The organism is Paraburkholderia phenoliruptrix, from assembly GCF_902859825.1.
In the GTDB taxonomy this organism is placed as follows: domain Bacteria; phylum Pseudomonadota; class Gammaproteobacteria; order Burkholderiales; family Burkholderiaceae; genus Paraburkholderia; species Paraburkholderia phenoliruptrix.
Genome location: NZ_CADIKB010000001.1, coordinates 499,609 through 524,063 on the forward strand (window position 1 = coordinate 499,609; position 24,455 = coordinate 524,063).

Here is a 24,455-nt window from a genome sequence, read left to right on the forward strand (position 1 = left end):
GCTCAGTCTCCTGTGGGGCCGCCGTTGTTCGGCGCGCTGTCTGGTGCGTGATGGGCCAGATTGTCAGCCGCTTGAGCCGCTCGCGCGGCCGTCAGCTTGCGCGAGTTCGCATCGTTACGGAACACAATGGGCTGCTCGCGCGGCTCACGCGCCAGAGCGGCGAGGCGTGTCACATCGACTACTTTTTCGTGCGACGGCGACTTGTCGCAGACGGGGTCCGCATTGGCCGCATCGCCCGTGAGCAGGTACGCCTGGCAGCGGCAGCCGCCCAGGTCGCGCTCTTTTTCCTCGCAACTGCGGCACGGTTCTTTCATCCATTGCAGGCCACGAAAGCGGTTGAATGCATCGCTCTCATACCAGATGTCGGAGAGCGGCGTGTCCTTCACATTCGGCAGCACGAGTCCGGGCAGCGCGCGCGCCGCATGACAGGGCAGCGCCGCGCCATCCGGCGCGACGCCGAGAAAAACCGCGCCCCAGCCGTTCATGCAGCGCTTGGGGCGCCGTTCGAAATAGTCCGGCACCACGAAGAAGATCTTGCAGCGCTCGCCGTGCGTTCGGCGATAGCGTTCGACCACCGCTTCCGCTTCGTCGAGCTGTTCGCGGGTCGGCATCAGTTGCGCCTGATTGTGATGCGCCCAGCCGTAATACTGCGTGTTGGCGAGTTCCAGATATTCGGCGCCCATGGCGAGCGCCATCTCGATGATCTTGTCGACATGCGGCAGGTTATAACGATGCAGCACGCAGTTGAGCACCATCGGAAAGCCATGCCGCTTGATCGACGCCGCGACGCGTTGCTTGAGGTCGAAGGTGCGCGTGCTGCTCAGAAAGTCGTTGAGCTCCTGGGTCGAGTCCTGAAACGACAACTGGATGTGATCGAGGCCAGCGGCTTTCAGGTCGCCGAGGCGTTTATCCGTGAGACCGATGCCCGAGGTGATCAGGTTCGTGTAGAAGCCGAGCGAGCGTGCTTCGCGCACCAGCACTTCGAGATCGTCGCGCATGAGCGGCTCGCCGCCCGAAAAACCCAGTTGCGCGGCGCCGAGCGCGCGCGCCTCGCGCAGCACGCGGAGCCACTCGTCCGTGCTCAGTTCGCGGTTATGCCCGGTATAGTCGACCGGGTTGTAGCAGAACGCGCAATGCAGCGGGCAGCGATACGTCAACTCCGCGAGCAGCCATAGCGGCGGCGCGACGCCGCCCGGCGCGGCTGCCGGCTGTGCGTCGGCAACGGGTTGCGAGAGATCGGTCATCGCGCTACTCCAGCCATCCGCGCGAGTGTGCTTCGGTCACGAAGGCGCGTACTTCGGGACCGAGCCCGCTCGCGTTGAACGCCTGTTCCAGGTCGGCGATCAGCGCGTTCATGTCGCGCGTGCCGTCGCAACGTTTGAGGATTTCCGCCGCGCTCTGGTTGAGCTTCACCATGCCTTCTGGATAGAGCAGCACGTGAGCGTTCTGCGCGGGTTCCCATTGCAGACGGAAGAGCTTGTTGAGCGCGGGACGGTCGGCGTTGAGCATGTCGTTCATTGCGGAAAAGCCTTTTCGATGGAGTCCAGCATGGTCCACAGAATGTCGAGCTTGAACTGCAGGATCTCGAGCGCGCGTTCCTGCTGTTCGCGCCGCGTGAAGTAATCCAGCGTGACTTCCAGGCCGTGCTCCACGTCGCGCTGCGCGAGCGTAACGCGCGAGCGGAAATACGCGAGACCGGACGCCTCGATCCACGGATAGTGTTCGGGCCAGCTCGCGAGCCGGTCGCGGTGCACTTGCGGCGCGAACATTTCCGTCAGCGACGAACACACCGACTCCTGCCACGGCGCGCGCCGCGCGAAATTCACGTAGGCGTCCACAGCAAAACGCACGCCGGGCGTAACGTGCCTGAGCGACCAGAGTTCGTCGCGCGACAGGCCGACCGCGTCGGCGAGGCGGGCCCACGTTTCGATGCCGCCTTCCTCGCCGCCGTAGCCGTCGTGATCGAGAATGCGCTGCACCCAGCGGCGCCGCGTTGCGCGGTCGGGACAATTGGACAGCACCGCCGCGTCCTTCAGCGGAATATTGATCTGATAGTAGAAGCGGTTCGCGACCCAGCCGCGAATTTGTTCGCGCGAGCATCCGCCGCTATTCATCTTCACATTGAACGGATGATGAATGTGGTACGCGGTGCCCTTCGCGCGCAACTGCGCTTCGAACTCCTCGCGCGTCCATGCGGGTTGGCCGGCGCTGTCGCCGCTGGGCGCACTGTACTGTGCCGCTGTGCCCAAGGTGTCTTTCGCGTTCATGCAATCTCCAGTTCATGCGCGGCGTGCGCTGCGTGCGCGCGCCTCATAGTTCGAAGGTCATGCCGTCGTGCGCGACTTCAATGCCGTGCTCGCCAAGAATGCGCTGCTCCGGGCCGTCTTCGACGAGAATCGGATTCGTGTTGTTGATGTGGATCAGGACCTTGCGTGTGTCCGGGGTGCCGAGCGAATCGAGTACTTCGATCATGCCGCCGGGTCCCCATTGCTGCAAATGTCCCATATCCGCAGAGGTTTTCTTCGAGAGCCCGAGGCGGATCATTTCGTCGGCAGTCCACAATGTGCCGTCGACAAGCAGCAGATCCGCTTTGCGCATCGCCTCGAGCACATGGGGTTCGATCGCGCCGAGTCCAGGCGCGTAGAACGCGCGCTTGCCGGTCTGCCGGTTCGTGAAGAGGAGTCCGATGTTATCGCCGAGCTCGGGCGCGTTGCGATGCGGCGAATAGGGCGGTGCCTTGCTGGACAGCGGCAGCGCGTCGATCTGCACGCCGGGCAGCGCATCCACGGCGAGCGGCGCGCCGTCCAGCGCAATGCGGCGATGCTCGACGCCGCAGTAGTGCGAGAGGATCGGCGCAATGGGAAAGCCGCTTGTGAGGTCCTGCCAGACGGCGTCGGTCGCATGGAGCGGCAGCGGCGTGTCGCGCTCGCGCAGCATCAGGAGTCCAGTGACGTGATCGATCTGCGCGTCGATGACGAGCACGGCTGCAATGCCGCTGTCGCGCGCGCGGCGGGCCGGCTGCAATTCCGGGTTGGCGGCGATCTGCGCGAGCAGGTCGGGCGACGCGTTCACGAGCAGCCAGTCCTCGCCGTTCTCGCTCACCGCAATCGACGATTGCGTGCGGCGGGTGGCCCTGACGGTGCCGCGCCGAACGCCGTCGCAATTGCTGCAGTTGCAGTTCCACTGCGGAAAACCGCCTCCCGCCGATGAGCCGAGTACCTTGATCTTCATGCCGCGCGGCGCAGCGTGCGCCCCTCGTGAGTGGTTGAAAGAAACAGCGTGGCAAGCGCGCGGGCCACGCCTGCGTGCAACGCGGGGTCGCTGGCGAGATGGCCGCCCTGCACGCATTCGATATGTGCAGCCGGAACCGCCCGCGCGAGGCGTCGCACGTTATGTGGCGGACACACCGGATCGCGCGAGCCGTGCACCGCCGCAAGCGGCACGCCGGCCGCGGCGGCGCGGCGCGCGAGCGACAGCACGCGCGTTTCTCCGAGCCAGCAGCGATGCATCAGGTAATGCGCCTGAATGCGGTACTTGTCGACGAGTTTGCGCGCATCCTTGAGCGAAAGCCTCGCAGGCGACAGCTTGCGGCGCGTGCCTGCACTCGCGAGCACGGCGTTTTCATAGCCGCGCCATGCGAGGGCGAGCACGCGTTGTTGCGCGTCGCTCGCGCCGCCGCGTTGCAGCCGCGCATGGCAACGCGCGAGCAAAGCCGCGGGCCGCCAGCAGCGCGCGGCGGCGCGGAGTTTTGCAAAGGCACGCGGCGCGCGCTTGCGCGACGTGACGAAGAGTCCGCGAACTTCGCGCGTCGACGTGAGAAAGAGGCCGCGCAGCACCACGCCTGTTACTGCTTGCGCATGCCGCCCCGCATACGCGAGCGCGAGCGCGGCGCCCCATGATCCGCCGAGCACGCCCCAGCGTTCGATGCCGAGGCGCAGCCGCACGGCTTCGATGTCTTCGATCAGCCGGTCGGTGCGGTTGCGGCGCACGCCGCCGCGCGGCGTCGAGCGGCCGGTTCCGCGCTGGTCGATCAGCACGACTCTGAAGCGCGTGAGATCGAAGAGCCGCGTCGCCTCCGGCTGGCTGCCGCTGCCCGGGCCGCCGTGCAGGACGACAACCGGCACGCCGTCGGCGGCGCCCGTAACCGCGAACGCCACACGGTGAGCGTCGCGCGTGCGCAGTGTGCCGTGCGTCAGCGTCGGCGCCGGCACACGCGCCTCGCGCGCTTGCGGCTGGCCGGCAGACGAGCCCGCGCCCGCGCCCGCGCCAGAAGCTTTGCGCGCGCGTCTCACGGCAACATCCTCGCGAGCAGATTGTCGCGGTCGATCCACTGATGCTTAAGCGCCCCCGCCACATGCAGCACGATCAGCGCGATCAGCACGTAGGCTGCAATCTCGTGAATGCCGAAGAACAGTTCGCGCAGACCCGCGTCGTCCCAGCCCCACTTCGGCAGAGGAAGTCCCCAGAAGCGCGTCCCATAGCGATTGAACGACGAACCGAGATAGCCCGACACGGGCATCGCCACCATTGCTACGTATAAAAGACCCTGCGTAGTGCGCGCGGCGGCGCGTTGCCACGGTCGCATCGGCGGCAGCGGCGGCCGGTGAAAGGCCGCACGCGCCGCGATGCGCAGAAGCACCAGCAGGAAAACCGTCAGTCCGATGGATTTGTGAAGGTTCAGCAGAGTCGCCTTGACCGGCAAACCCTTCGGCAGTCCGACCATATAGAGCCCGAGTGCGAGCAGTCCGATGATGCCGAACGCAATCAGCCAGTGCAGCGCGATCATCGAGCCGGCGTAGCGCGGCGCGGATGCGTCGGCGCGACGCTCGGGGCAAGAAGTAGGCACGGTCGTCATCTCTGTCTCCCTGGTTCGCCCACCACGAGTATTTCGCCGCGCCCGTCGACGGCGGCGTCGCCCGCATAACGTCGCGGCAGCGCGGCCGCGCGCCACTGCGAGAAGGGCGCGATTTCGCCCGCGAGGCTCCGGACGAGCAATGACCAGAACACGTCGAAGCCGCAGCCGCCGTCGGCGAAGGTCGGCGGCAGATAAGTGGGACGCTGCGCAAGCAGCAGGGTTCCGCGTCTCATACCGTACGCATAATGCGCGCCCACCCGGCCGGCGATGCCGACAGTGCCCGCCACCAGCCGCGACGCCGCGAAGTCGCCCGCATCGCCGCCCACCAGCACGAGCCCGCGACGCATCCGGTCCGCGAGGCGCGCACCCGCGTTGCCGTGGATCGTCAGCGTGCCGCCCGTCATCCCTTCCATGTCGCCGGCAAGCGCGCCTCCCGCGAAGTCGCCGCAGTGGCCCGCCACCGTGAGGCGTCCGCTGCGCATTTCGCAGGCGGTGAAGTGACCGGCGTCGCCGTCGATACGCAATACGCCGCCTGCCATCTGGAAGCCGCTTTGATCGCCCGCTGTGCCGCGCACGATCAGATGGCCGTGCGTCATGTGCGCGCCGAGACGGTCGAGCCACGGCACCGCATCTTCGATCACGAGCGCGGGCTCGGCGCCCTGAGCGTCGGGCGCCGGGTCGCCGCTGCGCGCCACGTCGAACAGATCGGCGACGACGCAACGATCGTTGCCGGCAGGCAGCACCATGCGTTCGATTTCGGCGACGGCAAGCGCCGCGAGCGGCGCCGGCAGCAGCGCCGACGCATCGACGCGAAAACCAGGAGCCGTCTTCACGCGCAAGGTGGTCACGACGCTCATGCGCTGCTCCCGCCGAGACCGGCCGCCAATTGGTGAAGGTGGAAGTGATGCGGGCCGAGCTTGCCGCCGTAATTGCCCGCGGAAATGCGCAGCAAACCGCCCGCGTGCCCGCGCCCCGCAGCGGCGAGGATGCCTGCCGTCATCGCCGCCCCGACGTCCGCTTCAGTGAGTCCGTCGATCACGATCTCCAGCACGCAGCCCACGTCCGCGCCCAGTTCGCTGCGCGGCGAGAGGCCGGTGAGCGTGGGGCAGAACGCGTCGTTGGTGGATGCGCTCGCGCCTTGGTACTTCGACCCGACTTTCGATCCCGAGCGCACCACGCCGCCGGGAAACGGCAGAATCACGTTCGGCAGCCTGCGCATGGCGGCGACGGCGGCCTCGGCGGCGGCGAGCGCCGCGTCCATGTCGCGCGCGAGCAGGATCAGGTTGCCGCCGCCCACCGCCTTCACGGTGGGCGCGGTTTCTTCGCAGACGAACTCGCCGTCCATGACCGGCACGCGCCAGTAGCGCGTGTCGCCGAGCATCTTCGAAATTTGCCAGCCGTCGCCGAAAAAGCGCAGGTTTTTGCCGAGCGGCGCGAGGTCCGACAGCGGCGCACGGCTTGTTTGCGGATCGATGCCGCGATACACGGCGGTGGTCGGGCACGTCAGCACGCATTGGCCGACGCGCCGCTCGATCTGCCTCGCCAACTCCTTCGACGACACCGCAAACAGCAGCACTGCAACGCCGGGCCGGCCGTCCGGCGTTTCCTCGTTTTCAAGCGTGCGTTCGACGCCGGCCTCGCAGCCGCAGCCGATCACCGAGGTCGCGAAACCTGTCAGCGAGTGCGCGGCCTGCATCGCCCACGCCGGCGTATGCGCGGTGATGACGAGCCGCGTCGCCTTCATCGGGAACGCTTCCGCGAAGGTGGCGTCGATCGTCGTGCCGTTGATCTGCAGGGTCGGCGTGTCGCTCATCGTGTGCGGGTCACCGTTTGGGGCAGCGAGTTCAGCCATATCAGGCGTGCGCGAAGCATTCGACCGGCAACAGCTTGCCGCCGCGGCAGCACTGGCAAATCTCGTCGTTGCTGATTGCGGCATGGGCGAAATTGCTCGCGAGATTCGCTTCGCTGTAGGCGCGCACGCGCTTTTCGATGCCGCGGTCGAAGGCCGGCGAGACGAAATGAATGCCGCCTGTCGGCGTGGCCACGAGCGTGCCGTCGCGCGCCACCAGTTCGCCGTCCTTGAACACATAGGCGGGCGATGTGAACATCCGCTCGCGGTCCGGCTCGTCGCGATACACGGCAATGTCCGCCGCCGCGCCCACTCCCAGATGGCCGCGGTCGCGCAAGCCAAGCAGACGCGCCGGTCCCGCGCGCGTGATGATCGCGATCTCGTACAGCGAGAATTCGCGCGTCAATTGCGGCAAAGCGCTTGCTACCTGCGCGTCGGCGTGCAGCTTCGAGAGCTGTTCGTCGCGAAACGACTTGTCCATCAGAAGGCGGATCAGATGGGGATAACTCGTGAAGGGGCCGCCGTTCGGATGATCGGTCGTCATCGCGACGCGCCACGGGTCGTCGACCAGCAGAAAGATTTCGAGCCCGATGATCCACTGCAACGCATTCACATAGCTCTGCTCACGATAGCGGAACGGCACCACGCCGCAGCCCGCGTCGCATTCGATATCGCCGACCACCCACTTGTGCGGCCGCGCAAGCGGCGCATTGCGGAACTGCATCATCGTGTCGCTGGACGCGGTAACCGTCTGTCCAAAGATGATCTGGCCCACGTCGATCGACACATTGGGCCGCCCGTTCACGGCTTCTGCAATACGCCGCGCGCCCGACGAAAATTTGAGCGGCCCCTCGGTGCCGTAGCTATGAAACTGGATATGCGTGAGATGGACGGGCAGGCCGTCGGCGGCGTCCATTGTCGCGATGGTCGAATCGATATTGCCCGGCACGCCGAGGTTGCTCGCGTGCACATGCAGCGGATGCGGCACGCGCAAGTCGGTCAGCGCGCGCGTCAGCGTGTGCAGCACTTCGCGCGGCGTGATGCCGTAGTGCGCGTGCGGTTCGTCGACATCGAGCGAACGCTGGTTGAACTTGAACGCCGAAATGCCGCCCGGATTGACGACCTTCACGCCGAGCGCCTTGCTGGCATGAATCGTCCAGCCGACGTAGTCGCGCAGACGCTCGAAGTCTTCGCGCGCGGCCAGCATCTGCAGGAACAGTTCGTCGTTGCCGAGCATCACGTACGCGCCGTGGTCGATGATCGGCGTGTCGCCCATTTCGAGGTGCGTATGGCGCGCGTTGGACGGCATCATCGCCGGTTCGAATGCGGCGGTGTAGCCCATTTCGGCATAGCGGTAGCCGGTGGCGAGCGTGCCCGGCGCGCACACGCCGCAAGAGGGCAGCCGCAGGTAGCGGCCGTCGGCGTCCTGCACGGATTCGTAGGCGGCATCGCGTGCGGGATCGTTACGATGATCTTCGGGCAGCAGGAGCCGCGACAGATTGGTCTTGCCGCCGCCGATATGCGAATGCATGTCGATGCCGCCCGCCATCACGATCATGCCGGAGGCGTCGTATTCGCAATCGGCCGGGACGTTCGCGGGCACATCGACGATGCGGCCGTCGCGGATTGTCAGATCGCGGCGTTCGCCGTCCACGCCGTTAGCCGGGTCGAAGAGCGTGCCGCCTTTGAGCCGGACGAGCGTCATGGCCGCACCTGCGCGGAGGAGGGGGGCGAAGCCGCCGACTGTGCAGCCAACTGCGCAGCGGACAGCGCAACAGCACAAGGCGCCGGGAGCCGCGCGGCAAGTTGCGCGGCGACGGTGGCGACCGACGCAAGCCCGGCGCCGCGCGCGGCGGCAAGCGGCATCACGACGGAACTGTCGACGCGAAACAGATGCCCGCCGCTGTCGATGCCCGGCGTCGCGACCGGAATGAACACGGTGCCCTTGCCGCGTGCCGCCGCCGTCTGCGCAAGCGCCGGGTGGCCGAGCACGATGGCCGGCAGGCCGTCGGCGAGGCCTTGCGGCCAGGCGGGGGGCGCAAAGCTCGCCACCCACAGGAGCGCGTCGATTGCGCCATCGGCGAGGAGTTTTTCCGCGCGATAGCGATACGGATCGTGATCGAGCGGGGCGCTCCCTGCCATGCGCGCGGGTGTCGACACACGAGTCCGTAGCGGCAGGCCCGACAGCCACGTCACCGTCTGGTTGACCGTCAAGGCGCCGTCATCGCCGCCGAGCGCGAGGCCGCCTGCGCGCGTGGTCAGATTCGACGCCTTGACGATCCGGTTCAACGCTTCGATCAGCAACGCGGCGTGCGGGCCGGGCAGCGAAGCGGGCTCATAGACGAACACCGTGTAGCGTGCCGCGTCGATGCGAGCCTGCAGCGCCTGCAATACGGCGAGTGTCTGCTGCACGTCCGATGCATGCGCGACATCCTGATGCAGCGCGGTCGGCGGACGCCTGTCGCTCACCGTGGACCACAGCGCGAGGGTGTCGAACGGATCGGCGTTCGCCAGGATCGACTCCACGCGCACGTTCTCACGGCCGCTCGCCGCCGGGTCCGCTTCGCAGCCGATGAACACGAGTTCGCGCGGCGTCGCCGTTGCGTCGATGGTGCGCGCATAAAAGCGCGGATAGCGCCGCGACGCCTGGCAGCCGAAGAACAGCAGCAGATCGGCGCGCGCGCGTACTTCGGAAAGCGTCGTGAAGAACAAGCCGCGGTCCTGAAACGCAAGCGTCGCCGCACTCAGCGCGTCGCCATGCTGGTGATCGAGTATCGCGCCGCAGCCCGCGGCCAGCGTGTACAGCGCGCGCGCGCCGGCCACATCGGTCGCGAGGCCGCCGAACAGGGGCCGCCGCGCCGCCGACAGCAGGTGCGCCGCGCGCGAGAGCGCCGCGTCGAGTTCCACTTCGTCGCCGTCGACACTCGCGGGACACGACGCGTCGCCCGCACCGTAGCAGCCAAGCGCCTGCGCAAGGCGCGGGCAGTCGGTGTTGTGCGCGCAGAGCGTGGCGTCGTCGTGCGATTCGATGGTCAGGTCATCGCACAGCAGCGGACAGAAGGGGCAGGTCCAGTCGCGTGTGACCGCTGAGGCGCCGGCGTGGGGCGCGCCCGCGGGGCTGGTCGTCGACGGATCGGTGGGCGAGAGGTGCATGGGCCGACTTTTAGCAAGCTCCATGCCGATGAGTTTCGTCGCCCTGCCCGAACGTGCTGTCGAACGGGGCGCGTCAATGTGATGCCGCGCTTAAACCATTGCACGTGATGGGCAGCGCGTGCCGGTGCGCTGCGCCAGGTCGACGCTGTACCGCCGCGCCACTGCGTCAGTCTGGCGCAGCGCACAGGTTGTGTGTCGTTCTGGAGCAGAGTGTCACGCGCGGCTTGCCAAAGGGCGATAAAGCTCGCCGGTGGTTTACCGCGACCCGTTATCCGCCGATTGGCATAGAACTTGTTTTGCTGGCCTACGTCGATGCGGCGAGCGGGATGCCGATGCGGCGGTCGTGCAGCGCGGACGCCACAAGCCACGCGCTTGCGCCGGTGCGCGCCGCGGCCGCCATGTCATCGGAATCGCGGATGCCGCCGGCGCCGATCACCTCGGTATCGGCGGGCGCGTTGGCACGAATGTGTTCGAAGGTCACGAGATCCGGGCCGTCGTAGCTGCCGACGTGGTCGAGCGTCATGGCGATGACCCGGCGCGGCCACCACGTGCGCGCGGGCCCGGCACCATCGTGAAGGTCGGGCGCGCCGAGCAGCCGGCCCGCGCGATGGTCGAGCGAGAGGATCGGCGAGAAGCCCGCGGCTTGCGCGGCACGCGGCGCACGAATGTCTTGCAGCGATTCCGTGCCGAAGACCGGCACGAGCGTCGCGGCGGCGTGCGGCGCGGGCGGGCCGCTGCCGTCGATGCGCGCGAACAGCGCCTGCATCGACGGGGAGTCGGCATAACCCGCGTCGAGCCAGATGTCGATGCCGGGCAGCGCGGCGCGCAACGCAGCGAGCGTTTCCACGTGAGCGCGCTGCTGAAGGATGGCGCCGAGGTCGGCGATATAGAGCGTGCGGGCGCCGCTGGCCGCGAGCAGCGCGCGGGCGATGGCAAGCGGCTCGCTGCCGGCGGCCAGCGACGAACGTATCGGCAGATAAGCGGCCCGTTCGCCGCGCACGGCGCGCACGACGTGGCCGTCGAGCAGATCGAGAACCGGTATCACCTGCATAGGGGCGCATCCTTTGACCAAGATCTTTGTCTTCGAGTATCTCACCGGCGGCGGCATCGACCCCGCGCTGGCCGACGCGGGGAGTCTGGCGGACCTGAGCGCGCTGATCGTCGAAGGCCGTGTGATGCGCGACGCGCTCGTCGCGGATCTGCGCAAGCTCGACGGTATCGACGTGAGCTTTGCGAGTTCGCGCTTCGAAAATGTCGATCCGGCGCTTGCTCATTGTAGGGCCGCGCCCGGCGAATCGATGACGGCCTTTGTCGCGCGCGCGGCTCGCGAGCACGACTATGCGTGGATCGTCGCGCCCGAATGCGACGGCTTGCTGCTGCATCTTTACGACGCGGTCGGCGCGGCGCGCTGGCTCGGTTGCGCGAAGGAGGCGATCCGCGTCGCGTCGAGCAAGAGCGCGACTGCCGCGTGTCTCGCGGCGCACGGCATTGCGACGACGCCGGCCATCGAGCCCGGCGAGGCGGCGGCCTACACGGACAGCAAGTGGGTCGTCAAGCCGGACGACGGCGCGGGCGGCCTCGACACCTTCGTATTCGACGATTTCAGCTACGCGTGTGCCGAATACGACGCGCGCGCGGCGGCCGCGCGCAATCCGGTGCTGCAGGCGTGGGTCGACGGCGAGCCGCTGAGCCTTTCGCTGATCTGCGACGGCGCGCGAGTCGAACTCGTCAGCATCAACCGGCAACGGATCGGTCTGTCCGAAAGCAAAGGGCCGGGGCTGCACGCGAGCATCGTCGAATTCGACGGCGTGACGGTCAATCAGGTCGACAGGGCAAGCGACCAGGGCAAGGCGCTCGGCGAGCTCGCCCAGCGCGTCGCGAAGGCGCTACCGGGGCTGCGCGGCTTCGCCGGAATCGACGTGGTGTGGCATCCGTTGCGCGGGCCGGTCGTCATCGAGGTCAATCCGCGCCTGACGGTCGCGTACGCGGGGCTGTCTGCCGCGCTTGGGCGCAATCTGTCGGCGAGCTTGCTGGCGGCGCACGGCGTGCGCATTCGGGCGCGCGAGTCCGCGCAAACGCGTGACTCCGGCGAGCCGCCCGCTGCGGCGGCGCGCGCCTTCGAAACTCAGTCCGCTTGCGGAGCACAGCCATGAACGCACCTCGCATGGAATCCATGGGCCGCTCGCCGGTATTCGGCTGGGACGTCGGCGGCGCGCACGTGAAGGTGTCGGTGACCGGCGCGGGCGGCGGCGTCCTCGATGTCGCTCAGTGGGCGTGCCCGTTGTGGCAGGGCCTCGAACATCTCGAACGCACGATCGATCTCGTCTTCGAGCGCTGGCCGGTCGCGAAGACCTACGCGGCGCGCCATGCCGTGACGATGACGGGCGAGATGGTCGACCTGTTCGAGGACCGCGCGCAAGGCGTGCGCGCGATTGCCGCGGCGCTCGCGCAGCGGCTCGGGCCGCGCGTCGCTTTTTATGCGGGCGACGCCGGCTGGTTGACGTCCGAGACCTGCGCCGCCGGCTGGCGCAGCGTCGCCTCGGCGAACTGGCTCGCTACCGCGTGCTGGGTCGCGACGCGCGTGCCGAACGCGCTGCTGGTCGACATCGGCAGCACGACCACCGACATCATTCCGATTGCCGACGGCCGTGTGGTTGCGCGCGCATCGACCGATGCCGGGCGCCTTGCGACCGGCGAGCTCGTCTATCAGGGCGTGGTGCGTACGCCGCTGTGCGGGATCGCGCGGCGCGTCGAATTCGGCGGCGCGGCGGTCAATGTCATGAACGAATGGTTCGCGACCACGGCCGACATCTACCGGCTCACCGGCGAACTCGCGCCGCAATACGACCTGTACCCGAGCGCCGACAATGGCCCGAAGACCGAATTGGCGAGCCGCAGGCGGATTGCGCGGATGATCGGCCGCGACGCGCATGAAACGAGTCCCGCCGAATGGCGCGCGTTTGCGCTGCGCTGGCGCGAACTGCAGTTGCGCGAGATCGGCGCGAACCTGATGCGCGTGACGGCCGCGCATCCCGATCTGGCGGCCGCGCCGCTCGTGGGCGCCGGTTGTGGACGGTTTCTCGTGGCGGCGCTCGCGCGGGAGGAGGCGCGCGGTTACCTTGATTTCGGGGCGCTGGCGGCGGGCTGTTCAGAAGGGCCAGGTGCGGCAGCAGGGGCAGAGAGAGCCGACCGGGACGACTGGGCGGCGACCTGTGCGCCGAGCATCGCGGTGGCGTTGCTTGCAGCGACGCGTCATGTCGAGGCCGGCGAGGGGGCTCATCACGCGGACGCGGCGTTTCGGACGGCGTAAGGAGGCAAGCGCATCAGCGAACACGCAGGGACGCGGACAAGCAAACGAGGTTAATCGCAAACGAGGACAACGATCATGTGGGTGGTCAAGATCGGGGGCAGCCTGAGTCACGAGCCGGCGCTGCGCCAGTGGCTCATGGAGCTGTGCGAGGTGGGGGGCGGGCGCATCGTCATCGTCCCGGGCGGCGGCGATTTCGCAGACAAGGTGCGGCAATACCAGAGCGAATGGTGTTTCGACGATCTCGCCGCACACAACATGTGTCTGCTGGCGATGACCCAGTACGCGCTCCTCATGCAAGGCGTGCTGCCCGAACTCGTGCTTGCGTCGAGCGAGGCAAAGATCCGCCGCGCGCTGCGCGACGGCCATGTCGCCGTGTGGGTGCCGACGGCGTTGATGCGCGACACGCCCGACGCGATGAGCAACTGGGACACGACCTCGGACAGCCTCGCCGCCTGGCTCTCGACCATGCTCAACGCCGAGCGGCTGATCGTGGTGAAGTCGTGTCCGATAGCGGGCAACGAGCGGCTCGACACGCTCGCGGCCGCGGGCGTGGTGGACCGCCGCTTCGTCGATTACGTGAATGAAGCCAACTACGTGGTCGAGCTTTTCAACAAGGACAATGTCGAATTGATGCGCGACCGGCTGTTGAATACGCCGGTGATTTGAAGGGAAGGTGCGCTGGCGGCCGTGAAGTGATGAGGCCGCGGCAGCATGCGTCGCAAAGGAGGGCGGGCGCGCCTGTCGCGGGCAATGCGCGTGCAATGCGCCCGATAAGCACCCGCTAGCCACGCGCGAGGCGCGCGAGAGCGCCTGGAGCGAAGCGCCCGCAATTTCTACACGGGTATTGCACTCCCTGTCGCGACCGAACCCGTCGCGCTGCCCGCAGCACGAACACCGCCCGCGCGGCTATGCAGCGCTTGCGCCCATTGCGCGACGCGCTCGGGATCGAGCCGCGAGCGCCGGCCATCGACGCACAACGCTGTGCGGAACCCCGCCACATCCGGCGCCAGCGCGCGGATCTGCGGAAGCTGCGCCCAGCCGAGCGAGCCCGCGAGGCCGCCCATCGCGCCGCGCACTCGCGCGAGCCGCAGCCAGCGTGCAAGCGAGTCGCCGTCCACGTGATCGAACAGCGTGCTGCCGTCTTTGGCCGAGGTGTCGAACATCAAGCCCGCAAAACCGAGCGACACCGCATGCTCGACCAGTTCGCCGTCCATGCCGCCGTCGCATAGCAGTACGGGGACGACGGTTGCCGGCAGAGTTGCCAGTTGTTCGAGGCAACGGCGTGCGGCCGGGCCGGGCGTCACGCCCACTTTCACGTAATCGACGCCGGTGTCGCTCACATCGATCACGCGTGCGGCGATGTCATCGAGCGCTTCGGGCGGAAGGTCGCCGATCGTCGCGCTGATCGGCTTGACCGGATAGCGGGCGCGAAGCTCGCGGACAATGCGCGCGATGTCACCGGGTGACACGCCGCCGAGCGCGCCCGTGTTCGGCTCCTTCAGGTCGATCAGGTCCGCGCCGGCGCGGGCGGCGTCCAACGCTTCGTCGTGCGAGCGCACGCTCGCCAGCAATGCCGTCATCGGTGTTCTCCGAAAAGAGGGGAAAAAACGGGGAAAAGCAGGGCAATGAGGAATTTCGCGGCAGACCTGAACAGCAGACCGGGCGCCGAACCTGGCCGCCAAACGAGCAGCCAAACGACCAGCCAACTAAGCAGCCAACTAAGCAGCCAACTAAGCAGCCCGCCCGCCGGGCGCCGCAGACCGCTCGCGGTGCCGCGCGATAGCCGACGTGAGCCAGCCCCACGCGGTGCGTTCGGCCTCGCCGGCGGTCTTGTCGATCGCGATCTGCAGATAGGCCATCTCGCGGTCCACCTTGTCCGCGGGCAGCATGAAAAGCCGGCTCACGAGAATCGCGCCTTCGACGACGGCTGCCTGCGCGCGATTGAACCCGGTGAACGGCGCATGCGTTTCGCGGTGCACGCATTTCATGCGCAGCACGGGGCGCTCGCTATCGTCGCGCAATTCGTGCAGTTCGAGCTCGGCATGCGCGAGCGATTCGACGAGCCTCACGCTCGCGACGCGGCTCGCGGCGAGCGTCGGCCAGTCGGTTGCGCAATGCGTGACGCAACCCGCGAACACGCGGACATCGGTCGTGAAATTAAGCACCGCCGCACGCGTGGCGACAATGTTGTCGAGCGTGACGGACGGGCGAAAAGGCGACAGGATGACAAACTCGCCCTCGTAGCGGGCTCCCATCGGCGCGACATGAGGACGGCCATCGCACGCTGCAGTAGTGACGATCGTTTCGTGGATCATGGATGGGAACGCGTGTCGTGGCAGCGCTTCGGGCCGCCCGTGTTGCTGACGATTACCAATCGGTCCGCAGAGGGGCCGCATCACGCGGCCCATGCGGGCTTAACGCGTAGCGATATACATCGTGATTTCGAAACCAAAACGCATATCGGTGTAGCTCGGAGTCGTCCATTGCATAGATGCTTCCTCCATCGGTTGAATCAGCGTCATGCCGTCGGCCCGGCCCGATGCCGGACTTCATGGGCATGGTGGACTACGCAAGCTTCGTGCCGGACCTGCGACGGCACTGCTCGCAGTCGATGCGCCGCCGCGCGAAGAATCCGGCGGCATTTCATGCGGCGCACTGTTCCGATAATGCAGCAAAGTGTGCCACCCCGCGCGAAAGACCCTGGTGCGGGTGTCACTTAGGACTGGTTCGCGGGCCGGCCGTTCGCGGGCGTCGAGCAACAGGCGTGTCGCTGTACCTGCCAAAACCCCGCCCCGCGATATGCGATGAATAACGGATCGATTAAGTCTGCCAAATAAAATCGTGAATTCCCGTTCATGGCCGCCTTGCCTACAGTGCACACAAGCGCTTCGTGTTTCCGGCAGCGCGCCTGACCACCATCGAGGATACGTCATGAACGATTTCAGCCAACCGGCGATCGAGTCCCTCCACAAGCCGCGCAATGCAGGCGATCCCCGCGAGCGCTATGCCGCAGGTGTCATGAAGTACCGCGAGATGGGCTACTGGCAACCGGATTACACGCCGAAAGACACGGACGTGATCGCACTTTTTCGCATCACGCCGCAGCCGGGCGTGGAGCCCGAGGAAGCGGCCGCGGCGGTGGCCGGCGAATCGTCGACGGCCACCTGGACCGTGGTGTGGACCGACCGGCTGACCGCGTGCGACATGTATCGCGCCAAAGCGTATCGCGTCGATCCGGTGCCTGCGTCCAACGCGGGCGAGCCGCAGTACTTCGCGTACATCGCGTATGAACTGGATCTGTTCGAGGAAGGCTCGGTCGCGAACCTGACCGCATCGATCATCGGCAATGTGTTCGGCTTCAAACCGCTGAAAGCGCTGCGTCTCGAAGACATGCGCATACCTGTTGCTTATCTGAAGACCTTTCAGGGACCGCCGACAGGCATCGTCGTGGAACGCGAGCGGCTCGACAAGTATGGGCGGCCGCTACTCGGTGCAACGGTGAAGCCGAAGCTGGGCCTGTCGGGCAAGAACTATGGCCGCGTCGTATACGAAGGCTTGCGCGGCGGCCTCGATTTTCTGAAGGACGACGAAAACATCAACTCGCAGGCGTTCATGCACTGGCGCGACCGCTTCCTCTTTTCGATGGAAGCGGTGAACCGCGCGCAAGCCGAAACCGGCGAAGTGAAAGGGCACTACCTGAACGTAACCGCCGGCACGATGGAAGACATGTATGAGCGCGCGGAATTCGCAAAGGAACTGGGTTCATGCATCGTGATGATCGACCTCGTGATCGGCTGGACCGCGATTCAGTCGATGGGACGCTGGGCGCGCAGGAACGACATGATTCTCCACCTGCATCGCGCGGGACACAGCACCTACACGCGCCAGCGCAATCACGGCATTTCGTTTCGTGTAATCGCGAAGTGGCTCCGTATGGCGGGCGTGGATCACGCGCATGCGGGCACGGCAGTCGGCAAACTGGAAGGCGATCCGCTGACGGTGCAGGGCTTCTATAACGTGTGCCGCGAGGCGCGCAACGAAGTGGACCTGTCGCGCGGCCTTTTCTTCGATCAGCCGTGGGCCGGTTTGCGCAAGGTGATGCCGGTGGCCTCCGGCGGCATTCACGCGGGACAGATGCATCAACTGCTTGAACTGTTCGGCGACGACGCGATTCTGCAGTTCGGCGGCGGCACCATTGGTCATCCCGGCGGCATTCAGGCGGGCGCCGTGGCGAATCGCGTCGCGCTCGAAGCGATGGTGAAGGCGCGCAACGAGGGGCGCGACATCCGCCACGAAGGGCCCGACATCCTGGAAGCCGCGGCGCGCTGGTGCGGGCCGCTCAAGCAGGCGCTCGACACATGGCGCGACGTGACTTTCAACTACGCGTCGACTGATTCGCCGGATTTCGCGGCGACGCCGACCGCGGCTTAAATGATTCCAATGACTTTAGCTGCTCCAATCACTTAACGCGGCGTCGAAAGTTTCAACGTGCAGGTCTGCAGCAGTGGCGACCCACTGCGCGTGAGACCGTGTGCGCCGTTGAACATGGCAGTCAATCAATCGCGAGGTACGTCATGCGTATTACACAGGGTACGTTTTCCTTCCTGCCTGAATTGACCGACGAGGAAATCAGTCTGCAGATCGACTATGCGTTGAGCCAGGGCTGGGCCTGTTCCGTCGAATTCACCGACGACCCGCACCCGCGCAATACCTATTGGGAAATGTGGGGCCTGCCGATGTTCGACCTGCACGACGCAGCAGGCGTGCTGCAGGAAGTGAAAGCCTGCCGCGCGGCTCGGCCCGATCACTACATCAAGATCAATGCGTTCGACTCGGTGCGCGGCTTCGAGACGATGCGCCTGTCGTTCATCGTGAATCGCCCACGCGACGAGCCGGGCTTCCGCCTAACACGCGAGGATGGGCCTGGGCGCGTGCAACGTTACGGGCTGGCGGGTTACGCGAGCGAGCGGCCCGCCGGCCAACGCTACGGTACGGAGCGCTGAGCCATGAATCTCGCGCTGCCGCCGAATATCGATCTCGCCGCGCTGTATCGCGACTCGGGCATCGGCGAGGTGCTCGCGGAACTGGACCGCGATCTCGTCGGGCTCGCGCCGGTCAAGACCCGCATTCGCGAAATCGCCGCGCATCTGCTCGTCGAGCGTGCGCGCGAATCGCTCGGTCTTGCGAGCGGCGCGCCCACGCTGCATATGTGTTTCTCCGGCAATCCGGGCACCGGCAAGACGACGGTCGCACTGCGCATGGCCGAGGTGCTGCACCGGCTCGGCTACATTCGCCGCAATCATCTTGTCTCGGTGACGCGCGACGATCTGGTCGGCCAGTACATCGGCCACACCGCGCCGAAAACGCGCGATGTGCTCAAGCGCGCGATGGGCGGCGTGCTGTTCATCGACGAAGCGTATTACCTGTACCGTCCCGAGAATGAACGCGACTATGGTCAGGAGGCCATAGAAATCCTGCTGCAGACCATGGAAAACCAGCGCGACGACCTGGTCGTGATTCTGGCCGGTTACGCGTCGCGCATGGAAGTGTTCTTCGAGAGCAACCCGGGATTTCGCTCGCGCATTGCGCATCACATTACGTTTCCCGATTACGGCCACGCGCAATTGATCGAGATTGCCGAGCGCATGCTCGCGGCGATGCACTACCGCTTCGACGACGACTCGCGGCGTGCTTTCGCGGACTACCTCGCGTTGCGCACGCGTCAGCCGAATTTTGCCAATGCGCGCTCTGTGCGCAATGCGCTCGACCGCTCGCGGCTGCGCCAGGCCAACCGTCTTTTCGCGAAGGCGATGGAAGGCGGCGCGCCGATCGATGCGGCCGCCTTGACGCTGATCGCCGCCGGGGACATTCGCGCGAGCCGCGTATTTGCCGAGCCGCTTGCGCGAGCTGACGCGACCGGTGCATTGGACGATGCCGCAAGCGCTGACGCGTCAAACGCCGACGCGCCCGGCGCACGGCACGCCGCCGCGGCGCCGCCAGGCTGAAACAGAACAACCTCAGGAGATCGCCATGCAAGACGGACGCACGACCCTTTCGAAGTTTCTGATCGACACGCTCGACCGCCAGCCTTGCACGGCGGGAATCGTGCAAAACGCGGGGCTCTCCGCGTTGCTGATCGACGTGGCCGCGGCCATCAAGTCGATTTCGGCGATGCTCACCAAGGGCGCGTTGGGCGGCCATTACGGCTCGGCGCAGAGCATCAACACGCACGGCGAGGAGCAGAAGAAGCTCGACATTGCGACCAACGAAGTCTTCGTGCAGCACTGCGAGTGGGACGGTCTGCTCGCGGCGATGGTCTCCGAGGAAATGGAGCGCGTCTACACGATTCCGCCAGGCTACCCGCGCGGCGACTATCTGCTCGCCTTCGATCCGCTCGACGGTTCGTCGAACATCGACATCAACGGTGTGGTGGGCTCGATCTTCTCGGTGCTGCGCCATATCGACGATGATTCCGCTGCCAGGCGCGAACCGGTCAGCGAGTCGTCGTTCTTGAGGCCGGGCCGCGAGCAGGTCGCGGCCGGCTATGCGATTTATGGTCCGTCGACCATGCTCGTGCTGTCGGTCGGCAGCGGCACGCATGGCTTCACGCTTGAGCGCGACATCGGCAATTTCGTGCTGACGCATTCGAATATCCGCATTCCCGCGGATACGGCCGAGTTTGCGATCAACGCGTCGAACGAACGCTTCTGGGAGCCGCCGGTGCGGCGCTACGTGCAGGAATGCAAGGACGGGCGCACCGGCTGCCGTGCCGAGGACTTCAACATGCGCTGGATCGCCTCGATGGTCGCCGAGGTGCATCGCATCCTGATGCGCGGCGGCGTGTTCATGTATCCGCGCGACTCGAAGACGCCCGGCATGGAAGGGCGCCTGAGGCTGCTGTATGAGGCGAACCCGATGAGCTTTCTCGTCGAGCAGGCGGGCGGTCTGTCCATTACGGGCCGCGAGCGCATTCTCGACGTCGTGCCGCATACGCTGCATGGCCGAGTGCCGGTGATTCTCGGCTCACGCAACGAAGTCGAGCGCATTGGCCGTTATCACGGCGAATACGATCGAGGCGAGGATCAGCCCTTCACGTCGCCGCTCTTTGGCCGGCGCTCGCTTTTTCTGCCGGGTTTCACTGCCTGATTGCGCGCAGCCGGGGCGCACGGCATGGAGATTCGCGAAGCGCGGCCGAACCGAACACTACTATCCGGAGACAAGCGCATGTCAGTCAAACACCCGATCATCGCGGTGACCGGTTCGAGCGGCGCCGGCACCACGACCGTGATGAAAAGTTTTACCCATATTTTCAGGCGCGAAAAGATCAACGCGCAGATTGTGGAAGGCGACGCGTTTCATCGCTACGACCGTCACGGCATGCGCGAAGCCATGAAACAGCACGAGCGCGACGGCGTGCCGAACTTCAGCCACTTCGGGCCGCAAGCTAATCTGCTCGAAGAACTGGAGGCACTCTTTGCAAGCTATGGAGAAAGCGGAACCGGCAAGTTTCGGCACTATGTGCACGATGAAATGGAAACGCGCCTTTACCAGCAGGACGCCGGCACGTTCACCCCGTGGGAGGACGTGCAGCCCGGCACCGACCTGATGTTCTACGAAGGGCTGCATGGCGCGGCGGTGACCGACACCGTCGATATTGCGCGGCATGCGGATCTGCTGATCGGCGTGGTGCCGATCATCAACCTGGAGTGGATCCAGAAGCTGCATCGCGATCAGACCATGCGCGGCTATTCGCACGAAGCGGTGGTCGATACCATCCTGCGGCGCATGCCCGACTACGTGAACTACATCTGTCCGCAATTTTCGCGCACGCATGTGAATTTCCAGCGCGTGCCGACGGTGGACACGTCAAATCCGTTCATTGCGCGCGAGATTCCGCAGCCGGACGAGAGCTTTGTCGTGATCCGCTTCGCACGGCCGAAGGGCATCGACTTTCAGTATCTGCTGACCATGCTGCACGACTCCTTCATGTCGCGCCCGAATGTGATCGTGGTACCTGGCGGCAAGATGGGCCTCGCCATGCAACTGATCTTCACGCCGATGATTCTGCAACTGATCGACCGGCGCTCGCGAGCGTAAGGAGCGCGGCTCTACGTGAAAGAACTGCTTCAGTTTCCGAAGGAGAGATTCGATGAGCGCCGTTGCACAATCGCTTGCCTTACCGCCAACCCGCCTGATGGCCGACGCGCTGCGCATGCTCGCCATCGACGCCGTCGAAGCGGCGAAGTCGGGCCACCCCGGCATGCCGCTCGGCATGGCGGAGATCGCCGTCGCGCTGTGGGACCGGCATCTCAAGCATAATCCGCGCAATCCCGCATGGCCCGATCGCGACCGCTTCGTGCTGTCGAACGGACACGGCTCGATGCTGCTGTACGGGCTGCTGCATCTCACCGGCTACGATCTGCCGATTGACGAGTTGAAACGCTTTCGTCAATTGCACAGCAAAACGCCGGGACATCCCGAGGTGGGCGTGACACCCGGCGTGGAGACGACGACCGGCCCGCTCGGCCAGGGGCTCGCCAACGCGGTCGGCATGGCGCTCGCGGAGGCGCTGCTCGCGCGCGAGTTCAACCGGCCCGGGCATACGATTGTCGATCACCGCACGTATGTGTTCGCGGGCGACGGCTGTCTGATGGAAGGCATTTCGCATGAGGCTGCGTCGCTCGCGGGCACGTTGAAGCTCGACAAGCTGACGGTGCTGTATGACGACAACGGCATTTCCATCGACGGCCATGTCGCGCAGTGGTTCAACGACGACACGCCCGCGCGTTTCGCCGCCTATGGCTGGCATGTGGTGCGCGACGTGGACGGCCATGACGCCGACGCCGTCGACCGTGCGCTGCAGGAGGCGCACGCGGCCGAGCGGCCCGCGCTGATCTGCTGCCGCACGGTGATCGGTCAAGGTTCGCCCGGCAAAGCCGGTACCCACGACGTGCACGGCGCACCGCTCGGCGCGGATGAGGTCGCGAATACGCGGCGCGCGCTCGGCTGGAGCTATCCGCCGTTCGCCGTTCCCGAGGAAGTGCGCTCGCAGTGGGATGCGAGTGCGCGCGGCGAGGCGGCCGAAGCCGACTGGCGGCGCCGTTTCGAAGCGTATCGCGAGCACTATCCGCTCGAAGCCGCCGAATTCGAGCGCAGGACACAGGGTGCGCTGCCCGCGCATTGGCGGGATACGGTTCGCGCCATGCTGCGCGATGCCGACAGCGCGGCGCAATCCATCGCGACACGCAAGGCGTCCCAGCAGGCCATTGCTTTGCTTGCGCGCGCGCTGCCGGAACTGCTCGGCGGATCCGCGGATCTGACAGGCTCGAACCTGACCGACTGGCAGGCGGCGGTCGACGTTCACGCCAACGCGATGGGCCTGCAATGGGGTAACTATCTGCACTACGGGGTGCGCGAGTTCGGCATGAGCGCGGTGATCAACGGCATCGCGCTGCATCGCGGGCATATTGCATTCGGCGGCACGTTCCTGACCTTTTCCGACTACTCGCGCAACGCGCTGCGCATGGCCGCGTTGATGAAGACACGCTCGATCTTCGTGTTCACGCACGATTCGATCGGGCTTGGCGAAGACGGGCCGACGCATCAGTCGGTGGAGCACGCCGCGAGCTTGCGGCTGATTCCCGGGCTCGACGTCTGGCGTCCCTGCGATACCGTGGAAACCGCGCGCGCATGGGCAAGCGCGATCGAGCGCGAGGGGCCGTCATGTCTGCTGTTGAGCCGCCAGAACCTGCCGTTCGTCACGCGCGACGGCGCGCGGATCGACGCAATAGAGCGAGGCGGCTATGTGTTGCGGGATTGGCCGGATGCATCCCACGCTGCGGGCCGCGAGCCACCGGCGCGCGTCGTGCTGATTGCTACGGGCTCCGAAGTATCGCTGGCTCTCGACGCAAGGGCGCTGCTCGCCGAAGCAGGCATCGCGGCGCGCGTCGTTTCCATGCCGTCCACAAGCGTATTCGACCGCCAGCCGGACAACTGGCGCGATACGGTGCTGCCGCCGGGTGTGCCGCGCGTGGCCGTGGAAGCCGGCGTGCGCGCGTTCTGGCGGCAGTACGTGGGTCTGGAAGGCGGCGTGGTGGGTATCGACACATTCGGCGAGTCGGCGCCCGCTGCCGCGCTGTTCGAACATTTCGCGCTGACGGCGCGGGCCGTGGCGGACGAAGCGTGTCGCGTCGTGCGGCGCCCCGCATAAGCGGCACCACAGCATTTCAACTGTCCTTGGGGAGTTTGCAATGGCCTTCATCGCACTGCGTCAGCTTCTGGATCACGCGGCCGAACACGGCTACGGCGTGCCCGCGTTCAACGTCAACAATATGGAGCAGATCCACGCGATCATGCAGGCCGCGGAGGAAACCGCGAGCCCTGTGATCCTGCAGGCGTCCGCGGGGGCGCGCAAATATGCGGGCGAGCCTTATCTGCGCCACCTCGTGCTGGCCGCGCTCGAGGCGCATCCCGACATTCCGCTCGTCTTGCATCAGGATCACGGCGCGAGTCCGGCCGTGTGTCAGCAGGCAATCCGCTCCGGCTTTACCTCCGTGATGATGGACGGCTCGTTGCTGCCCGATCAGAAAACGCCCGCCACGTATGACTACAACGTCGACGTGAGCCGGCGCGTCGTGGAAGCGGCGCACGCGGTCGGGGTGTCGGTTGAAGGGGAGTTGGGCTGTTTGGGTTCGCTCGAAACGGGCAAGGCCGGCGAGGAGGACGGCGTCGGTGCACAAGGACAGCTTGCGCGCGACGATCTGCTGACCGATCCTGAGGAGGCCCACGTTTTCGTCGAAGCAACCGGTGTCGATGCGCTCGCTATTGCGATCGGCACGTCGCATGGCGCCTATAAGTTCAGCCGCCAGCCTACCGGCGACATTCTCGCGATCGACCGCATCGTCGACATTCATGAGCGGATTCCGAATACGCACCTCGTGATGCACGGTTCTTCTTCGGTGCCGCAGGAATGGCTCGCGGTGATCCGCGAATACGGCGGCGACATTCCGGCGACCTATGGCGTGCCCGTCGAGGAAATTCAGCGCGGCATTGCGCACGGTGTGCGCAAGGTCAACATCGACACCGACATCCGGCTCGCGATGAGCGGCGCCATGCGCAAGTCGATGGCGAATGCGCGCGCCGAGTTCGATCCGCGCGCCGCGTTGAAGGCAGCCACGGCCGCGGCGCGCAGCGTGTGCGTGGAGCGCTTCGAGGCGTTCGGGTGCGCGGGGCAGGCGCCGCGCATCAGGCCGCTGCCGCTTGAGGCGATGGCGCGCCGCTATCACTGA

At 66.3% G+C, this 24,455-nt stretch carries 24 protein-coding genes; 10 read left to right on the forward strand and 14 right to left on the reverse strand.

Annotation, left to right across the window (positions count from 1 at the left end; genetic code table 11):
* Positions 1-2: 2 nt before the first annotated feature.
* The 11 genes from pqqE to HV711_RS02335 form a co-directional block, all read right to left on the reverse strand.
* Positions 3-1,244, reverse strand: a complete 1,242-nt coding sequence (pqqE, locus tag HV711_RS02285) for a pyrroloquinoline quinone biosynthesis protein PqqE (protein ID WP_035480689.1) — start codon at positions 1,242-1,244, stop codon at positions 3-5.
* A 4-nt stretch (positions 1,245-1,248) separates the two neighbouring features.
* Positions 1,249-1,518, reverse strand: a complete 270-nt coding sequence (pqqD, locus tag HV711_RS02290; protein ID WP_013590498.1) for a pyrroloquinoline quinone biosynthesis peptide chaperone PqqD — start codon at positions 1,516-1,518, stop codon at positions 1,249-1,251.
* Positions 1,515-2,267: a pyrroloquinoline-quinone synthase PqqC gene (gene pqqC, locus HV711_RS02295; RefSeq protein ID WP_035480692.1), complete on the reverse strand. Its 753-nt coding sequence runs from the start codon at positions 2,265-2,267 to the stop codon at positions 1,515-1,517. Before pqqC ends, pqqD begins: the two co-directional genes overlap by 4 nt.
* Positions 2,268-2,310: 43 nt before the next feature.
* Positions 2,311-3,231 (reverse strand): pyrroloquinoline quinone biosynthesis protein PqqB, encoded by a 921-nt coding sequence (pqqB, locus tag HV711_RS02300; RefSeq protein WP_035480695.1) that lies wholly within the window; start codon positions 3,229-3,231, stop codon positions 2,311-2,313.
* Positions 3,228-4,292: an alpha/beta fold hydrolase gene (locus tag HV711_RS02305; protein ID WP_175144971.1), complete on the reverse strand. Its 1,065-nt coding sequence runs from the start codon at positions 4,290-4,292 to the stop codon at positions 3,228-3,230. The genes pqqB and HV711_RS02305 overlap by 4 nt, the downstream gene beginning before the upstream one ends.
* The gene (locus tag HV711_RS02310) at positions 4,289-4,855 is read right to left on the reverse strand and encodes a cytochrome b (RefSeq protein WP_028359687.1); all 567 of its coding nucleotides are present in this window, start codon (positions 4,853-4,855) and stop codon (positions 4,289-4,291) included. Before HV711_RS02310 ends, HV711_RS02305 begins: the two co-directional genes overlap by 4 nt.
* Positions 4,852-5,712 (reverse strand): formylmethanofuran dehydrogenase subunit C, encoded by an 861-nt coding sequence (locus tag HV711_RS02315; RefSeq protein ID WP_035480697.1) that lies wholly within the window; start codon positions 5,710-5,712, stop codon positions 4,852-4,854. Before HV711_RS02315 ends, HV711_RS02310 begins: the two co-directional genes overlap by 4 nt.
* A complete protein-coding gene (gene fhcD, locus HV711_RS02320) occupies positions 5,709-6,668 on the reverse strand; it encodes a formylmethanofuran--tetrahydromethanopterin N-formyltransferase (RefSeq protein WP_035480743.1) in 960 nt (319 codons plus the stop codon). Before fhcD ends, HV711_RS02315 begins: the two co-directional genes overlap by 4 nt.
* Before the next feature lie 40 nt (positions 6,669-6,708).
* Positions 6,709-8,409, reverse strand: a complete 1,701-nt coding sequence (locus tag HV711_RS02325; RefSeq protein ID WP_035480701.1) for a formylmethanofuran dehydrogenase subunit A — start codon at positions 8,407-8,409, stop codon at positions 6,709-6,711.
* Positions 8,406-9,857: a molybdopterin-binding domain-containing protein gene (locus HV711_RS02330; protein ID WP_035480704.1), complete on the reverse strand. Its 1,452-nt coding sequence runs from the start codon at positions 9,855-9,857 to the stop codon at positions 8,406-8,408. Before HV711_RS02330 ends, HV711_RS02325 begins: the two co-directional genes overlap by 4 nt.
* Positions 9,858-10,161: 304 nt before the next feature.
* Complete coding sequence (locus HV711_RS02335; RefSeq protein WP_035480708.1) at positions 10,162-10,908, reverse strand: HisA/HisF-related TIM barrel protein; 747 nt, start codon at positions 10,906-10,908, stop codon at positions 10,162-10,164.
* 13 nt (positions 10,909-10,921) lie between these two features.
* Between HV711_RS02335 and HV711_RS02340 the strand changes: the two genes are divergently transcribed.
* The 3 genes from HV711_RS02340 to HV711_RS02350 all read left to right on the forward strand — a co-directional run bounded on the left by HV711_RS02340 (position 10,922) and on the right by HV711_RS02350 (position 13,833).
* Positions 10,922-12,010, forward strand: a complete 1,089-nt coding sequence (locus HV711_RS02340; protein WP_035480713.1) for an ATP-grasp domain-containing protein — start codon at positions 10,922-10,924, stop codon at positions 12,008-12,010.
* Positions 12,007-13,167 carry a hydantoinase/oxoprolinase family protein gene (locus HV711_RS02345; protein ID WP_035480716.1) on the forward strand — a complete coding sequence of 387 codons (1,161 nt, stop codon included), beginning with the start codon at positions 12,007-12,009 and terminating at the stop codon, positions 13,165-13,167. The genes HV711_RS02340 and HV711_RS02345 overlap by 4 nt, the downstream gene beginning before the upstream one ends.
* 75 nt (positions 13,168-13,242) lie before the next feature.
* On the forward strand, positions 13,243-13,833 hold the full coding sequence (locus tag HV711_RS02350; RefSeq protein ID WP_014972040.1) for an amino acid kinase family protein: 591 nt from the start codon (positions 13,243-13,245) through the stop codon (positions 13,831-13,833).
* Positions 13,834-14,000: 167 nt separating this feature from the next.
* On the opposite strand, the gene HV711_RS02355 is transcribed toward HV711_RS02350, so the two are convergent.
* The 3 genes from HV711_RS02355 to pqqA all read right to left on the reverse strand — a co-directional run bounded on the left by HV711_RS02355 (position 14,001) and on the right by pqqA (position 15,656).
* Positions 14,001-14,747, reverse strand: coding sequence for a (5-formylfuran-3-yl)methyl phosphate synthase (locus HV711_RS02355; RefSeq protein WP_035480718.1), 747 nt, complete (start codon positions 14,745-14,747; stop codon positions 14,001-14,003).
* A gap of 150 nt (positions 14,748-14,897) precedes the next feature.
* Positions 14,898-15,482, reverse strand: coding sequence for a DUF447 domain-containing protein (locus HV711_RS02360; protein WP_013590484.1), 585 nt, complete (start codon positions 15,480-15,482; stop codon positions 14,898-14,900).
* 99 nt (positions 15,483-15,581) lie between these two features.
* Positions 15,582-15,656 (reverse strand): pyrroloquinoline quinone precursor peptide PqqA, encoded by a 75-nt coding sequence (gene pqqA, locus HV711_RS33770; RefSeq protein ID WP_013342881.1) that lies wholly within the window; start codon positions 15,654-15,656, stop codon positions 15,582-15,584.
* Between the two features lie 442 nt (positions 15,657-16,098).
* Here pqqA and HV711_RS02370 point away from each other — a divergent pair, with 442 nt between their 5' ends.
* From HV711_RS02370 to fba, 7 genes are all read left to right on the forward strand, one after another.
* Entirely contained in the window at positions 16,099-17,598 is a 1,500-nt protein-coding gene (locus tag HV711_RS02370; protein ID WP_013590483.1) for a ribulose-bisphosphate carboxylase large subunit, read from the forward strand.
* Positions 17,599-17,741: 143 nt separating this feature from the next.
* Complete coding sequence (locus HV711_RS02375) at positions 17,742-18,170, forward strand: ribulose bisphosphate carboxylase small subunit (RefSeq protein WP_013590482.1); 429 nt, start codon at positions 17,742-17,744, stop codon at positions 18,168-18,170.
* Positions 18,171-18,173: 3 nt separating this feature from the next.
* Positions 18,174-19,172 (forward strand): CbbX protein, encoded by a 999-nt coding sequence (cbbX, locus tag HV711_RS02380; protein WP_028359698.1) that lies wholly within the window; start codon positions 18,174-18,176, stop codon positions 19,170-19,172.
* 25 nt (positions 19,173-19,197) lie between these two features.
* The gene (locus HV711_RS02385; protein WP_035480745.1) at positions 19,198-20,313 is read left to right on the forward strand and encodes a class 1 fructose-bisphosphatase; all 1,116 of its coding nucleotides are present in this window, start codon (positions 19,198-19,200) and stop codon (positions 20,311-20,313) included.
* A gap of 78 nt (positions 20,314-20,391) precedes the next feature.
* Entirely contained in the window at positions 20,392-21,264 is an 873-nt protein-coding gene (locus HV711_RS02390; RefSeq protein WP_035480722.1) for a phosphoribulokinase, read from the forward strand.
* A gap of 52 nt (positions 21,265-21,316) precedes the next feature.
* Positions 21,317-23,377, forward strand: a complete 2,061-nt coding sequence (gene tkt, locus HV711_RS02395; RefSeq protein ID WP_028359700.1) for a transketolase — start codon at positions 21,317-21,319, stop codon at positions 23,375-23,377.
* A gap of 40 nt (positions 23,378-23,417) precedes the next feature.
* Complete coding sequence (gene fba / locus HV711_RS02400) at positions 23,418-24,455, forward strand: class II fructose-bisphosphate aldolase (RefSeq protein ID WP_035480726.1); 1,038 nt, start codon at positions 23,418-23,420, stop codon at positions 24,453-24,455.